The sequence below is a fragment of the Pseudomonas sp. UBA6562 genome, assembly GCF_002434265.1.
In the GTDB taxonomy this organism is placed as follows: domain Bacteria; phylum Pseudomonadota; class Gammaproteobacteria; order Pseudomonadales; family Pseudomonadaceae; genus Aquipseudomonas.
Genome location: NZ_DJJS01000007.1, coordinates 410,700 through 425,279, shown reverse-complemented (window position 1 = coordinate 425,279; position 14,580 = coordinate 410,700). Strand labels below are relative to the sequence as shown.

9 protein-coding genes and 1 pseudogene are annotated in these 14,580 nt (G+C 67.8%); 6 read left to right on the top strand and 4 right to left on the bottom strand.

The window, feature by feature from the left end:
- Window positions 1-192: 192 nt before the first annotated feature.
- A complete protein-coding gene (locus B4M43_RS14125) occupies window positions 193-6,543 on the bottom strand; it encodes a non-ribosomal peptide synthetase (RefSeq protein ID WP_296268055.1) in 6,351 nt (2,116 codons plus the stop codon).
- A 383-nt stretch (window positions 6,544-6,926) separates the two neighbouring features.
- On the opposite strand from B4M43_RS14125, the gene B4M43_RS14120 reads away from it, so the two are divergent.
- The 4 genes from B4M43_RS14120 (at window position 6,927) to B4M43_RS14105 (ending at window position 10,997) form a co-directional block, all read left to right on the top strand.
- Window positions 6,927-7,691 carry a helix-turn-helix transcriptional regulator gene (locus B4M43_RS14120; protein ID WP_296268054.1) on the top strand — a complete coding sequence of 255 codons (765 nt, stop codon included), beginning with the start codon at window positions 6,927-6,929 and terminating at the stop codon, window positions 7,689-7,691.
- 17 nt (window positions 7,692-7,708) lie between these two features.
- Window positions 7,709-9,193, top strand: a complete 1,485-nt coding sequence (locus B4M43_RS14115; RefSeq protein WP_296268403.1) for an efflux transporter outer membrane subunit — start codon at window positions 7,709-7,711, stop codon at window positions 9,191-9,193.
- Between the two features lie 280 nt (window positions 9,194-9,473).
- On the top strand, window positions 9,474-10,598 hold the full coding sequence (locus tag B4M43_RS14110; RefSeq protein WP_296268053.1) for an alkene reductase: 1,125 nt from the start codon (window positions 9,474-9,476) through the stop codon (window positions 10,596-10,598).
- Window positions 10,599-10,691: 93 nt separating this feature from the next.
- Window positions 10,692-10,997, top strand: coding sequence for an ArsR/SmtB family transcription factor (locus tag B4M43_RS14105; protein WP_296268052.1), 306 nt, complete (start codon window positions 10,692-10,694; stop codon window positions 10,995-10,997).
- Window positions 10,998-11,163: 166 nt separating this feature from the next.
- Here B4M43_RS14105 and B4M43_RS14100 read toward each other — a convergent pair whose 3' ends face one another.
- Window positions 11,164-11,313, bottom strand: a complete 150-nt coding sequence (locus B4M43_RS14100) for a DUF2256 domain-containing protein (RefSeq protein ID WP_296268051.1) — start codon at window positions 11,311-11,313, stop codon at window positions 11,164-11,166.
- Between the two features lie 273 nt (window positions 11,314-11,586).
- Here B4M43_RS14100 and B4M43_RS14095 point away from each other — a divergent pair.
- Window positions 11,587-12,108 (top strand): annotated as a pseudogene (locus B4M43_RS14095) (alpha/beta fold hydrolase); the annotation flags it as partial.
- A 117-nt stretch (window positions 12,109-12,225) separates the two neighbouring features.
- Here the strand turns inward: B4M43_RS14095 and B4M43_RS14090 are convergent.
- A complete protein-coding gene (locus B4M43_RS14090) occupies window positions 12,226-12,369 on the bottom strand; it encodes a hypothetical protein (RefSeq protein ID WP_296268050.1) in 144 nt (47 codons plus the stop codon).
- A gap of 169 nt (window positions 12,370-12,538) precedes the next feature.
- On the opposite strand from B4M43_RS14090, the gene B4M43_RS14085 reads away from it, so the two are divergent.
- Window positions 12,539-13,825, top strand: coding sequence for a DUF2254 domain-containing protein (locus B4M43_RS14085; RefSeq protein WP_296268049.1), 1,287 nt, complete (start codon window positions 12,539-12,541; stop codon window positions 13,823-13,825).
- 102 nt (window positions 13,826-13,927) lie between these two features.
- Here B4M43_RS14085 and B4M43_RS14080 read toward each other — a convergent pair whose 3' ends face one another.
- Window positions 13,928-14,554: a dTMP kinase gene (locus tag B4M43_RS14080; protein WP_296268048.1), complete on the bottom strand. Its 627-nt coding sequence runs from the start codon at window positions 14,552-14,554 to the stop codon at window positions 13,928-13,930.
- Window positions 14,555-14,580: the final 26 nt, after the last annotated feature.

The following is a 14,580-nucleotide window of genomic DNA, read 5'->3' as shown; positions in this document are numbered from 1 at the left end:
CGGTAAGCATCCTGCTTTGCCTGGAAATAGGAGTCGCGGACAGGCTAAAGGAGCGTGACCGCACGGTCTGACAGGGGAAGCAGGGACAACCGCGCACAGCGGCATGCCGGCAGCCGGCTGAACGAGCGGGCCCAAGGGCCCGCACACGTACGGCTGTCGGTGGCGCGCCGCGCCGACCGGCCCCTGCGGGGGTTAGAGGCGCCGGCGCTTGCCCAGGCTGGGAATGGTGGTCTGCGGTATCGCCACCGCGACCTGCTCGCGGCGCGTGCTGGCCGCCAGCCCCGCCAGGGTCGGCTGGCTGAACAGCGTGCGCGCGTCGACGTGCAGGCCGGCCTGGCGCATGCGCGCCACCAACCCCACCGCCAGCAGCGAGTGGCCGCCCAGCTCGAAGAAATTGTCTTCGCGGCCGACCTGTTCGATCTTCAGCACCTCGGTCCAGATGGCCGCCAGCGCCGTCTCCAGCTCGCCTTGCGGCGCCTGGTATTCGCGGCTGATCACAGCGTCCGCGCCAGGCGCCGGCAGCGCCTGGCGATCGACCTTGCCGTTGGCGCTCAGGGGCAGTTGTGCCAAGGCGACAAAGGCCTGCGGCACTAGGTACTCGGGCATGCGCGCCAGCAGGTGGCTGCGCAGCGCTTCCAATGCCGGCAACGGCCCGGCCTGGGCACAGGTGAAATAGGCCACCAGGCGCTCTTCACGCATGAGCACCACGCTTTGCCCGATGTCCGGGTGCGCCATCAAGGCCGCTTCGATCTCGCCCAGTTCGACGCGCAGACCGCGCAGCTTGACCTGAAAGTCGTTGCGACCGACGAAGTCCAGGGCACCGTCCTCGCGGTAGCGCACCAGATCGCCTGTGCGGTACAGCCGATCGCCCGCGACGAACGGGCTGGCGATGAAGCGCTCGGCCTGTAGCGTCGGCAAGCCAAGGTAGCCGCGGGCGACGCCTACGCCACCGATGTGCAACTGCCCCACCGCGCCCAACGGCAGCGGACGGTCATGCGCGTCGAGCACGTACAGGCGGGTGTTGGCGATGGGCCAACCGATGGGCGGGGCCTGCGCAGGGAGCGGCTCATGCGCGTGCAACGTCCACGCGGTGCTATCGACCGTCGCTTCGGTGGGACCGTAGACGTTGTGCACACGCACCGTCGGCAAACGCTCGCGCACCTGGCGCAGCAGCGCCAGGGTCAGCTCGCCGCCGCCGCAGAAGACATCGGTCAGGCTGGTGCAGCGCTCCACCCCCGGCTGTTCGAGGAACTGATGCAGCAGGGCCGGCACGAACTTCACCGTGGTGATGCGCTGCGCCTGGATCAATTCGACCAAATACGCCGGGTCGCGGTGGCCGTCGGGGCTCGCCAGCACCAGGCGCAAGCCGGCGCACAGCGGCCAGAACAGCTCCCACACCGAGCCGTCGAAGCCGAAGGGCGCGCGCTGCAACAGGGCATCGCCCGGTTTCGGCGGGCAGATCAACGAGCCCCAGTGCATGAGGTTGCACAGCCCGCGATGCTCGACCATCACGCCCTTGGGCGCGCCGGTCGAGCCGGAGGTGTACATCACGTAGGCCAGCTGCGCCGGCCCGAGGCCAGGCACCTGCGGGTTTTCGGCGCTACAGGCCGGCCAGGCGTCGTGGTCCAGGTCCAGGAGCGGTGTCGACTGCGGGTCGAACAGGCCAAGGGTCGCGCCCTGCACCAGCACCACGGTCGGCGCGCTGTCGTCGAGCATGAAGCGCAGGCGCGCCGCCGGGTAGCTCGGGTCGAGTGGCACGTAGGCGCCGCCGGCCTTGAGCACGCCGAGCAGCGCTACCAGCATCGGCACGCCGCGCTCCACGCAAATGGCCACCCGCGCATCGGGCTTCACACCCAAGGCGATCAGGCGATGGGCCAGACGGTTGGCCTGGGCGTTGAGCGTGCGGTAGTCGAGGCTCACGTCTTCGCTCTGTAAGGCGATGGCCAGAGGCGTGCGCCGCACCTGGGCTTCGAACAGCGCGGGCAGCGTACTGCCCAGCGGGCTCTGGGCGTCTCCGGTCTGGTTGAAGGTGTGCAGCAGGCGCTGCAATTCGGCGGCTGGCACGCTGCACAAGGCTTCCAGCGGGCGATCGACTGCTTGCGGCTCGGCGAACTGGCGCAACGTGGTCAGCAGCGCGTCCAGCAGACGGGGCGCGCCGATCGCTTGCGGGGCGCGCAAGACCAGTTGCAAGGCATCGCCCACGTCATCGACGGTCAGCACCAGGCTGTGGCTCAGTACTTCGCTGGCACCCAGCAGCTGCACACCGGGCAGCACCTCGCCCTGGGGCAAGGCGCCCTGACGGTAGTTGATCAAACCGTTGAACAGCGGCGTGGCGGCGGGTAAGCCGCTGCAACGCTGGGCCAGCAGCAAGGGGGCATCCTCGTGGCCGAGCAAGGCGGCCAGGCCGGCCTGGGTCTGCACCAGCGCCTGCCCCAGCGAGCGCCCGGCCAGGCCGACGCGCAGCGGCAGGCTGTTGATGAACATGCCCAATGCGCGGTCGGCGCCGGCACCGGCCACGGCCCGGCCCAACAGCACCGTACCGATCACCACTTCGTCACGCCCCGACAGGCTGCCGAGCATCTGGGCCCAGGCCAGGTGCAGCACGCTGGCCAGGCTGACGCCCTGCTCCCGCGCCCGCGTGCGCAGCAGGCCGGTCACCCTGCCGTCCAAGGCCGTCGCATGGCTGTGCAGCGCGTGCTCGTCCACCGCCGCACCGCCCAGCCCTGGCAGAGGCGCGGGCGGTTCGATGCTGGCCAATCCTTCACTGAAGAAGGCCTCGTGCCGGGCCAGGCGTTCGCTGGCGCCACTGCGCGCCACGTAATCACGGTAGGCCACCGGCCTTGGCAAGTGCCCGCCGCGCCCGTGCATGAGCGCGTCGAGCTCGCCCAGTAGCACTTGCAGGGAGACGGCATCGTTGACCAGGTGGTGGAAGCGCAGCACGCTCAGCCAGCGGCCCTGCGCCGGGTCCTCGGCGCTCACCCAGGCCAGCAAGGGCGCCTGGCGCAGGTCCAGGGGGCGGCGTTGCGGGTCGTAGGCCGCGCGCAATTGTGCCGCGACGTCCGTGCCGGGGCTTTCGGGCTCCCATGCTTCGATGGCCAGCCGCGCCTGGCGCCACACCACTTGCTGCGGCTGCGCCAGGCCTTCCCAGGCCAGGCTGGTGCGCAGGATGTCGTGCCGGTCGATCACCTGCTGCAACGCCTCGGCGAAGGCCTCCTGACGCTCGCGGCTGTCGAAGGCGAACAGCGCATGCTGTTGGTAGGGGTCTTGGGCGTCGGTGACATGGTGGTACAGCAGGCCTTGCTGCAACGGCGCCAGCGGGTAGATCTCCTGCACGTTGCCGGCGCCGCCCGGCACGCCCGCGACGATGCCTTCGATGGCGGCCGGGTCGAGGGTCGTGAGCCTGAGCATCGCCGGGGTGATCCGCTGGCTGCCCGGTGGTACGCCGTTGCCGGGTATCGCCGCGACCTCGCCCTGCACTACGGCGGCCGCGAGGCTGGCCAGGGTCGGCTGGCCGAACAACACCTGCACGTTGGCCTGCAGGCCTTGCTGGCGCATGCGCTCGATCAACTGCACCGCCATCAGCGAATGGCCGCCCAGTTCGAAGAAGTGGTCGTGCCGCCCTACCCGCTCGACCTGGAGCAGCTCGGCCCACAGCAGCGCCAGGCGTTGCTCGATTTCACCCTCGGGAGGCGCGTGCTCGCGGCGCACCTTGGCCGCTTCGTCGGCGGCCGGCAAGGCACGGCGGTCGAGTTTGCCATTGGCGGTCAGCGGCCAGTGCTCCAGGCCGACGTAGGCCACCGGCAGCAAGGCGGCGGGCAACCGCTCGCGCAGGTGGTCGTGCAGCGCCCGCGGCGCCACCGGTGCCTGGGCGACGAACCACGCTTGCAGTTGGCCATCGCGCAGCAGCACCACGGCTTCGCGCAGTGCCGGATGGGCGACCAAGGCCGCTTCGATTTCGGCCAGTTCGACGCGCACGCCGCGCACCTTCACCTGGTCGTCGTTGCGCCCCAGGTATTCCAGGGTGCCGTCGGCCGACCAGCGCACCAAGTCGCCGGTGCGGTACAGCCTGGCGCCGGACTCGGCGCTGTAAGGGTCGTCGAGAAAGCGTTCGGCGGTCAGTTCCGGCCGGTTCAAGTAGCCACGGGCCACGCCCTGGCCGCCGATGTACAGCTCGCCGACCGCACCGATCGGCAACAGTTGGCGCTGCTCGTCCAGCACATATAGACGCGTGTTGGCCACCGCCTTGCCGATATGCAGCGCCCCACCGGCGTGTACTTCACCCGAGGTCGCCACCACGCTGGCCTCGGTCGGCCCGTAGTTGTTGACGATCCGATAGCTGCGCTCGCGAGCCAGACGGCGCAGGCGGTCGCCGCCGATCAGCAGGGTGCGCAGGGTCGGGTGCGGCTCGCCCTGGGCGAAGGCCCGTTCGGCCACCGGGGTCGGCAGGAAGCTCACGTCCAACGGCTGCGCCCGCCACCAGCGCAGCAGGGCGTCGATGTCTTCGGCACCCTCGCGGGCCGGCGCCAGGTGCAGGGTCGCGCCGCTGCACAAGGCCGGCCAGACTTCCCAGGCCATGGCATCGAAGCCGAAGCCCGCCAGGCTCGATTGGTGCCGGCCAGGCCCCACCTCGAAACTGGCGCAGTGCCAATCGACCAGGTTGGCCAACATGCGGTGTTCGACCATCACGCCTTTGGGCAGGCCGGTGGAGCCCGAGGTGTAGATGACATAGACCAGGTGCTGCGGGGTGAGCCCTGCCACGACGGGCGCCTCGTCGCTCGCGCCCTGCCAGGTGCAGCGGTCGAGTTCGATGTGCGGCAGGTCGTGCGCGGGCAGTCGATCGCTCAATCGGGCGAGGGTCAGCAGTACCCGCGGGGCGCTGTCCTGCAGCAGGTAGGCCAGCCGCTCCTGCGGGTGGCTGGGGTCGATCGGCACATAGGCGGCCCCGGCTTTGAGCACGGCCAACAGACCGACCAGGGTGTCCAGGCCGCGCTGGGCGACCACCGCCACGCGCTCGTCGGGCCCAGCACCCAGGTCGAGCAGACGCCGCGCCAGATGGTTGGCGCGCCGGTTCAACTCGCCATAGCTCAGGGTCTGGCCTTCGTGCTGCGCGGCGGGCGCGTCGGGCCTGGCCTGGGCCTGGGCCTCGATGCGCCGATGGATCAGCGCAGGCGCCGACTGCGGCGCCACGGCGGCGTCGTTCCACCGTTGCAACTGCGCATGCTCGCTGGCCGTCGGCAGGTCGAAGGCAGCGACGCTCAGGTCGGGCTGGCGCAATCCTTGTTCGAGCACATGCAGCAGCCGCGCGGCGAGCGCCTCGACCTCCTCGGCGCCGAACCAGGCACGGCTGTACACCAGGTGCAGGTGGGCTTTGTCGCAATGGCTGTTGCTGCGCAGGTGCACGCTCAGCGGCGTCGGCTCGTGGCCGTTGCAGACCATCACGGTGTGGCCGCTGGCGGCGCCGAAGCGCAGGTCGTTGTCGTCCTCTTCGAACGACACCATCAGCTCGAACAACTGCGGCCGCTCCTCACGCAGCGTGCCGAGGGTGCGGTTCAGTTCGCTGAGGGCGAAGCGCTGGTGGCGGAAATCCTGCTTGAGCGCATCGCGGATGCCTTGCACCACCTCGGCGAACGAGCGCTCGCGGCCCGAGGCCATGCGCAAGGCGCTGACCTGGGTGAACAGCCCCAGCGTCGACTTGCAGCGGGCATTGCCGCGGTTGCGCACCGGCACGCCGAGCACCCATTCGTCACGTTGCCAGGTGCGCGCGCAGCACACGTGCATGGCGGCGAGCAGCACATGGAACGCCGAGGCTTGCAGGTCGTTGCCCAACCGGCGCATCCGTGCCAGCAGGCACGCATCGAAGGGTTGTTCGAGCACTGCGCTGAGAGTGCCGTCCGGCGCCGCGCCGCGCTCGCGTTTGACCAGCAGCGCATCGGGCAAGCGCTGGTATTGGCTCAACCAGTAGTCGCGGTCGCGGCCGTGGCGGGCCGACGCCTGATACTGCGCGTCGTCTTCGATGAACTCACGGTACGACGGCGCCGTGGCCGGCAACGGCAGGCCCTGCCCGAGCAGGCCGTAGTGGTCGGCGATCTGCTTGAACCACAGGTCGACGCCCCAGCCATCGAGGATCAGGTGATGGGCCTGCAAGGCGAAGAAGTAGCGCTGCTCGCCCAGCTTGATCAACTGCGTGCCCCACAAGGCGCCGCCTTCCAGTACGAAAGGCGCCTGCATGCGTGCGCGCAACAGGGCCTGGGCGGCGGCGACGGGATCGCGCTCGCCGCTGACGTCGTGCTCGGTCAGCGCCACGTCCAGCCCCTCGGCGAAGTACTGGCGCGGCATGCCGTCGGTCGCCACCAGCACCGTGCGCAATCCGTCATGCAAGGCCACCAGGTGCGCCAGCGCGGCACGCAGGCGGACCACGTCCAGCGCGCCATCAAGCTGCACATAGGCGCCAATGTTGTACAGCGGCGAAGGGCCATGGCTGATCTGGTCCAGCCAGATGTCGCGCTGGGCAACGGTCAGGGCAAAGGTTTGGGCGGCAGGCATGAGCGGGTCAGATCCATCTGAGGGGGAGATCGCCCGATTCAAGCACTGCCATGCCTGGGTGTATGGCCCCCGAAACCCGGACATGCGCCGTCCTGTCCTGGGTGGCTGAAATGCTTGTAAGCCAATGGCCATAGGTCGCATGGGCCAATGGCCTACAAATCCGACCCAGCCTGAGGACACGTCGAGCGTCGCCGGGATTATGGCGTCAATCTACTGGCCATCACCCTGGATTCGGCCGCTCGACCCACCTGTTCAGGGGGCGCTGATTACTGCATGTTTCGCTCCGCTCGAACGGCCCCGCGCTGTAGAGGCAGGTCCGCCACTGCCCATCGGGCCGACTACCTGCCCCCTCCGTAACCCTCCTCATCAAGGACGATAAGGACATGCACTCCACCGCCGCCCCGCAATACCGCCCCGACCCCGAGCTGTACCTGCGCCTGGGCGAGTTGATCGCCAGCAGTGGCGCCCACGACTTCGCCGAGCGGATGTTGCGCCTGGTCGACGCCCAAGTGCCGATCAACCGGCTCGAGTTCAGCGAGTGGACACTCGACCCTGGTCAGGCCAGCGTCAGCCAGGTCAAGGCCCTAGGCAGCGCCGGCTCACCCGTCGCAGGTCGCGACAGCCCGCGCTCGCCCCTGCTGCCCAGCATCATGCGCATGGACGACCCGCTGCTGATCAAGCTCAAGACGCCATTGCACACCCGGCACACTGCCCACCAGTGCCACCTGGTGTCGCGCAGCGGCGACCGCCGCTGGGTGATCTGCGTCCAGCGCCTGCCAGGACAGCAGGCGTTCAGCCTGGCCGAGTTGTCACAGCTCAAGACCCTTTCCGACACGTTACTGCCGTTGGTCGAGCACCATGGGCAATGGTTGGCGCATAGCGTCGCCGACCAGGGATCGCAGGTCGCCGACCTGGACGCCGGCTCCCTGCGCCGCGCCTTTGCCGAGCGCCTGGCACAGCACGCGGTGAAACTGTCCCTGCGCGAACAGGAGATCTGCCTGGGGCTGCTCACCGGGGCCACCGTGCCGGAGATGGCACAGCGTTTGAGCGTGAAGAACAGCTCGGCCGAAACCTACCTCAAACGCGCCACCGCCAAGCTGGGCGTCAGCGGGCGCCACGGCCTGGCCAAATGGATGGCGGGCGCTTGAGCGTGGCACGACAGCCGATGGCTCGGCTGGCCCTGGCCTTGTGCGCGGCGCTGCTGTGCGGCTGCTCCCTGGCGCCCGACTATCGACGCCCGGCCGCGCCGGTGGCCGAGCGGTTTCCGAGCGGCCCGGCCTACCTGCGCGATGAGGGTACGGGTCAGGCCGCGCAGGACTGGCGCCAAGTGTTCCTCGACCCCACATTGGGCCAATTGATCGACGCGGCCCTGGTCCACAACCGCGACCTGCGCACCGCCGTGCTGAATGTGGAAGCCTACCGTGCCCAGTACCGCATCCAACGTGCCGACCTGCGGCCCAAGGTGTCGGCCGACGCCCAGGAACAACGTCGCTACCTGCCGCGGCGCATGACCGGCACCGACCAGGGCGCGATCGCCTCGACGTCGTCCGCGACCCTGGGCGTCAGCGCTTACGAGTTGGACCTGTTCGGCCGCGTGCGCAGCCTCAGCGACCGGGCGGCGCTCGCCTATCTGGCCAGCGACCAGGCCCGGCGCAGCGTGCAATTGAGCCTGGTGACCAGCGTCGCCAGCCTTTACCTGACCTGGCGCGCCGACCAGGAATCGCTCGCGCTGGCGCTGGACACCCTGGCCGTGGACGAACGCGACATGAGCCTGACCGCCCATCAGCGCCGCACCGGGACCGTATCGGCACTGGACCTCATCCAGGCCCGCACCCGCGTCGACACCACGCGCGCCGCTGCGGCGCGCTACAAGCGCCAGGTAGCACAGGACCTCAACCAACTGAGCGTTCTGGTGGGTGTGCCGGTAGCCGACGACCTGGACGCCGTGCCGCTGGCACAGGAGCAGATCGTCAGCCTGTCGGCGGGCGTGCCCTCCGAACTGCTGGAACGTCGTCCGGACATCCTCCAGGCCGAATACCAGCTGCGCGCCGCCCATGCCGACATCGGTGCGGCGCGGGCGGCGTTCTTTCCCAGCATCAGCCTGACCGCTGATGCGGGCAGCACCAGCCCGCAACTGAACGGCCTGTTCGCGGCGGACAGCGGCACCTGGCTGTTCCAACCCCAGGTCAAGCTGCCCATTTTCAACGCCGGCAGCCTGCGCGCCAGCCTGGACTACGCGCGGTTGCAGAAGGACATTCAGGTGGCCGGATACGAAAAAGCCATCCAGACCGCGTTCCAGGAAGTCGCCAACGGCTTGGCGGCACGCTCGACCTACCGGCGGCAACTGCGCGCCCGGCACGACCTGGTGGCCTCGAACCTACGCTATTACGCGCTGGCCGAGCGCCGCTACCGTAGCGGCCTGGACGGTCGCCTGACCTTGCTCGACGCTCAGCGCGCGCTGTTCGCCGCCCAGCAAGGGCTGATCGACGACCGGCTGGCGCAATTGCTCACCGAAGTGAACCTCTATGCCGCGCTGGGCGGCGGCTGGCTGGCGCCCACTGCGGCTACCCGTAGCGCGTCCGGCGTACGCATGGCCAGTCTTGCCGTTGCCCCTGCAGGCGCCGGGAGCCCGCCTGCTCCTGGAGACTGAGTTGCCGGCATTGCCGTGGGTGCTATCGGGTCGAGCCGCCTACCCACGGTTCGAGGTCAGTCGATCCGGTGGCGCAGCCGACGCCTCATAGGCAACGGCGGGCTCGCAGGCATTAATTAAATATTTGGATATTTGCATTTATAGATATGACGTGTAGGCTGTGCCCCTTCGGTCGCCCATGAGCGGTGTTGCTCGCACACTACCGCTCGCTGCCGCCGCATGACCTGGACAGGGCTTACGTCTTGTCATATCTGTAATTTTCGATATGTAGATTTTTGAAATGAACCACGCTTGCCTCTTCACCCCCACCACCCTCGGCCCTTACACCCTGCGCAACCGCATCGTCATGCCGCCGCTGACCCGCTCGCGCAGCAGCCAACCGGGCGATGTGCCCAACGACCTGATGGCCGACTACTACCGCCAGCGCGCCAGCGCCGGCTTCATCGTCACCGAAGGCACCCAGATCGAACCCCGCGGCCAGGGCTACGCCTGGACCCCCGGCATCCACACCGCCGCGCAGATCGAGGGCTGGAAGAAGGTCACCCAGGCCGTGCATGCCGAAGGCGGCGTGATCTTCGCCCAGCTATGGCACGTGGGCCGGGTCTCGCACACCTCGCTGCAACCCAACGGCGACGCGCCGGTCGCGCCGTCGGCGCTGGGCACCACGCGGGTCCAGGTGTTTGTCGAAACCGGTCCGGGTGCCGGTGCGCTGGCCGATCCGTCCACGCCTAGGGCCTTGTCTACCGCCGAAGTGAAAGACCTGGTGCAACTGTACGCCCAAGCCGCACGCAATGCGCTGGCGGCCGGCTTCGACGGCGTCGAGCTGCACTGTGCCAACGGTTATCTGGTCAACCAGTTCATCTCGGCGCACACCAACCAGCGCACCGACGAATACGGTGGTTCCCTGCCCAACCGCCTGCGTTTCCTGCGTGAGATCACCGAAGCGGTGGCCGAGGTGGTCGGTGCCGAACGTCTGGGCGTACGCTTCTCGCCGCTGTTCGCCACCACCGACGAGGCGCGCGCCTACCTGGGCCTGGTGGAAGACGATCCGCAGCAGACCTACGTCGAAGCGGTGAAGATCCTCGAACAGGTGGGCATCGCCTACCTTTCGCTCGCCGAGGCCGATTGGGACGGCGCGCCCGAACTGCCGGCAGCGTTCCGCCAAGCGGTGCGCGCAGCCTTCAGCGGGCGCATCCTGTATGCCGGCAAGTACACGGCCGAGCGTGCGGCGGCGGCCATCGAGGGCGGCTGGGCGGACCTCGCCGGTTTCGGCCGGCCGTTCATCGCCAACCCCGACCTGCCCGCGCGCATCGCCAATGGCTGGCCGCTGAACCCGGTCGATCCCACCAGCATGTACGGCGGTACTGAAATCGGCTACATCGACTACCCGCGTTACCAGGGTTGAAGCACGTGCTGCACGCATCCTGGGGATGCGTGCAGCACACCGTGCCGAAAACCGGTAACATCGCGCCCATTCCCCTGCTACCTATGTCTCGTCATGCCCATCGATCTCATTGAAGCGCTCAAGGCCCTGGACAATCCCACTCGGCTGACCATCCTCAACCTGCTGAAGAACCCGCGGGAGAACTTCCCCGAGCAACAGGCAGACCCGGAGCAGATCGGCGTGTGCGTGGGCATCATCCAGGAGCGGGTCAAACTGTCCCAGTCGACGGTCTCGAACTACCTGGCGGCGCTGCAACGCGCACAGTTGGTGACTTCGCAGCGCATCGGGCCATGGACCTACTACAAACGTAACGAAGAAAAGGTCGCGCAGTTGCTCGAGGTGCTGGGCAAGACGATCTGAGCGACGGCAGCTCCACCCACTACGGCATTTTCAACATTGCCGCCTTTTTTCTGCGCGCCTGATCGATACCCGCAGAGACCATCGACGGTTTCGCGCCAAGGTCGCGCGCGCCTTCACCGCCTGAGCGGCCTTGTCGCCTCTCTGGACGTGATGGCTCGCAGCCGCGCTAGAGCGGCATCTGCGCCGCATTGCGCTGCCGGCGGCAGCGTTCGGAGCAGTAGCGTACCTCGTCCCAGCAGCGCTCCCATTTCTTGCGCCAGACGAAGGGCCGCTGGCAGACCACGCAGATTTTCTCGGGAAGCTCGCTTTTTTTCACGTGTGCCTGTCTCCGGTAAGCGGTAATGAGGGGGCGCTCGACATTGGAGCTTTGAGCCCTGTATGGGACCCATCGCGCTAGCTGGCAGTTCGGGTGTGTCGCACAGAGGCGCTGGCTGCAGCAGTACCGCAGAAGCTGGGCGTGCCCAAGCCGAGATCGGCCACACTGGTCGATTCGAGGGCTTCTCTGGCAGTGAACGATCCACCCCCTCGCGCAGGTCATACCATCACGCGCCATGCCGCGACACCACCCACACCCGCACGCGAGGCCTCCATGAAAACCATCCACGCCGGCGTCCTCGACGTCGCTTACCGGGAAACCGGCGCCGCCGACGCCCCTGTCGTCATCCTGCTGCACGGCTTTCCCTACGACACCCATGCCTACGACGAGGTCGCCGACCTGCTCGCCGCCGCCGGCTGCCGCTGCATCGTGCCCTTCCTGCGTGGCTACGGCGCAACCCGCTTTCTTGACACGGCCACACCCCGTTCGGGCGAGCAAGCTGCGCTTGGCGCCGATCTCTTGGCATTGATGGATGCGCTGAACCTGCCTGAGGCCGTACTTGCCGGCTACGACTGGGGCGGACGCGCGGCCTGCGTAGTGGCGGCGCTGTGGCCGGAGCGCGTGGTAGGCCTGGTGAGCTGCGAGCCGGGCTACAACATCCAGGATATCGCCAACGGTCAGCAGCCCGCCGCGCCCGAAACCGAGGCACGGCTGTGGTACCAGTACTACTTCCACGGTGCACGCGGCCTGGCCGGCCTGACGGCGCATCGCGAGGCGTTGTGCCGTCTGCTCTGGTCGAACGAAAGGTACAGATCGCTGAATGGCGCCGGGAGTCGCATGAGGGACTTGTTGTCGTTCAGTCCTGTGCCGGCCTAGGGCGAGCCAGGCTGGGCCTGGCGTTACCTGGCTGCCTCAATACGCCTCTGCGTCCACCTCGCCGTCTGCCTCCTCTTCTTCCTCGGTTTTGCTCGGGGGGTTGGCAGGTTTTTGCGGATCGTTCACGTAAGGCACCTTGCTTGGCCCTTGCTCTTCGAGACCTTCGGTTTGCGGTTGCATGGGTATTTCCTCCAGTGGGTGGGTCATTGGAGAAGGTCGCACAGCCATATGTTCCAAAGCGCAGACGGCCAGGGGCGCTCGGGGCAGTCCTCGTTCGCTGGCGGCAATGAAACTATCGCGCCGCTAATCCACTCAATCGGCCAACGCACTCATCTCGAAGGTAACCTCCATGATCGCTCGCTGGCGCTGGGCTTTAGGCCAAACCACGAAACGGCTCTGGTTCCGCGCCACGCTGTTCTCCCTGGCGGGCGTGGCCACGGCGCTGCTGGCCATCGTCTTCAGAGACTTCGTACCGCCCTCGTTGCCGGCCAAGGTGGGTGCCGATTCGGTGGACAAGATCCTCGGCATCATCGCGTCGAGCATGCTGGCGGTGACCACCTTTTCGCTGAGTACGATGGTCTCGGCCTACAGCGCCGCCAGCAGCGGCGTCACCCCGCGCGCCACCACCCTGGTGATGGAGGACTCGACCACGCAGAACGCGTTGGCGACCTTCATCGGCTCGTTCCTGTTCAGCCTGGTCGGCATCATCGCGTTGAGCACAGGGGCCTATGGGGCTCAAGGACGCGTGGTGCTGTTTGCGGTGACGATCCTGGTGGTGATCCTGATCGTGTACACGCTGCTGCGCTGGATCGACCACCTGTCCAAGCTCGGCCGGGTCGGCGAAACCATCGACCGGGTCGAGAGCGCGACCTTGGTCGCTCTGCGGCGCAGGGCCGAATGGCCGTTTCTCGGGGCCGCAGCCTATCCGAGCGATTTCACCCCGCCGGCCACCGCCACCACGGTGCTGAGCGGCGATACGGGCTATGTCCAGCACATCGATGTGAGCGCCCTGGCCGCCGTTGCCAAGGCGTACAGGGTCGAGGTCTATCTGGATGTGCTGCCGGGCAGCTTCGTACACGTCGGCGCGTCCTTGGCCCGTATCGTCTGGGACCAGGACAGCACGGCCGATGCAGCGCTGGACGACGACATACTGGCCGCCTTGACCATCGGCCTGCGTCGGTCGTTCGACCAGGACCCGCGCTTCGGTCTGTCGGTACTGGCCGAGATCGCCTCACGCGCGCTGTCGCCGGCCACCAACGACTCCGGCACGGTGATCGACGTGATCGGCCGCGGCGTACGCTGCTTTTCCGCTTGGGCGTTGCAGGCACCGGCGGCCGAAGGCATCGAACCGGACTGCCGCCGGGTGCACGTGCGCGGCATCGAAGTGCAGGACCTGTTCGACGATTTCTTCACCCTGATCGCCCGCGACGGCGCGGGGTTGCTGGAGATCGACATCCGCTTCGTCAAGGCGCTGGCAAGCCTCACGCACGTGGCGCCCGAACGGTTTAGCCGGGAGTGCCAGGTCCATGCCGGCCTGCTGCTCAAACGTGCCGAATTGGCGTTGCCGCTGGAAGAAGACAAAGCGCGGTTGCGGTCGCTGGCCAAGGCGCTGCTGCCGTTCAACGGCAAGGTGTGAGTCTGCGTGCGCACTGCTGTGGGCTCGGGGGACTGAGCGCATGTGCCCCAAAGACCGCTGCGCCACGCTCGACGCCACCCTTCAGAGAAGACGCCGGCACACTCAGCCCCGGCGCTGCTCGCCAAGCAGCCTTTGGATGGCGGTGACGACCTCGGAAGTGGCCGATGCCAGCGTGCCTTCGTTGCGACACAGCCACCCACCGTGCTCCGTCATCGCCCGTTCGAACGCTGCCGTGCAGGCCGCGTGCGCCTCGAAGCTGTGCACGACCGTACTGCGCAAACCTTGACGGCGTGCCGCCGCCCTCGCCCATGACACGTGTGGCGCGGTGGTCACGCCTATTTGCAGGTCCGGCACGCTGACGCCGCGCGCCAGGTTCAAGCGCAGCACGTCGGCGAACGGCACGTTGTGACGAAACGCGGCATCGGACGCGTACCAGCGGTCCATGAGGATGAGACTGCCCGGCGGTTGCTTGGGCAACACATGCTGCGATATCCAGGCGCGGCTGTCGGCCAGACGCTCGCAGACTTGCCATTCCAGCTCGGCGCAAGGCGTTCTGGCCAGGGCGTTGACCAGCGCCATGGTGGCCGCGCGGTGCGGGTCGTGGTTGCGTTCGCTGAGACGCACCACGGTGTGCCCTTCAACTCTAAGCGCCTGGGCGACGGCTTCGAGCAGCGTGGTCTTGCCGACGCCTTTGGGACCGTCGACGGCAACGAACAAGGACTGGATCATGAATTGGTGGCAGCGGCGGCAGTAAG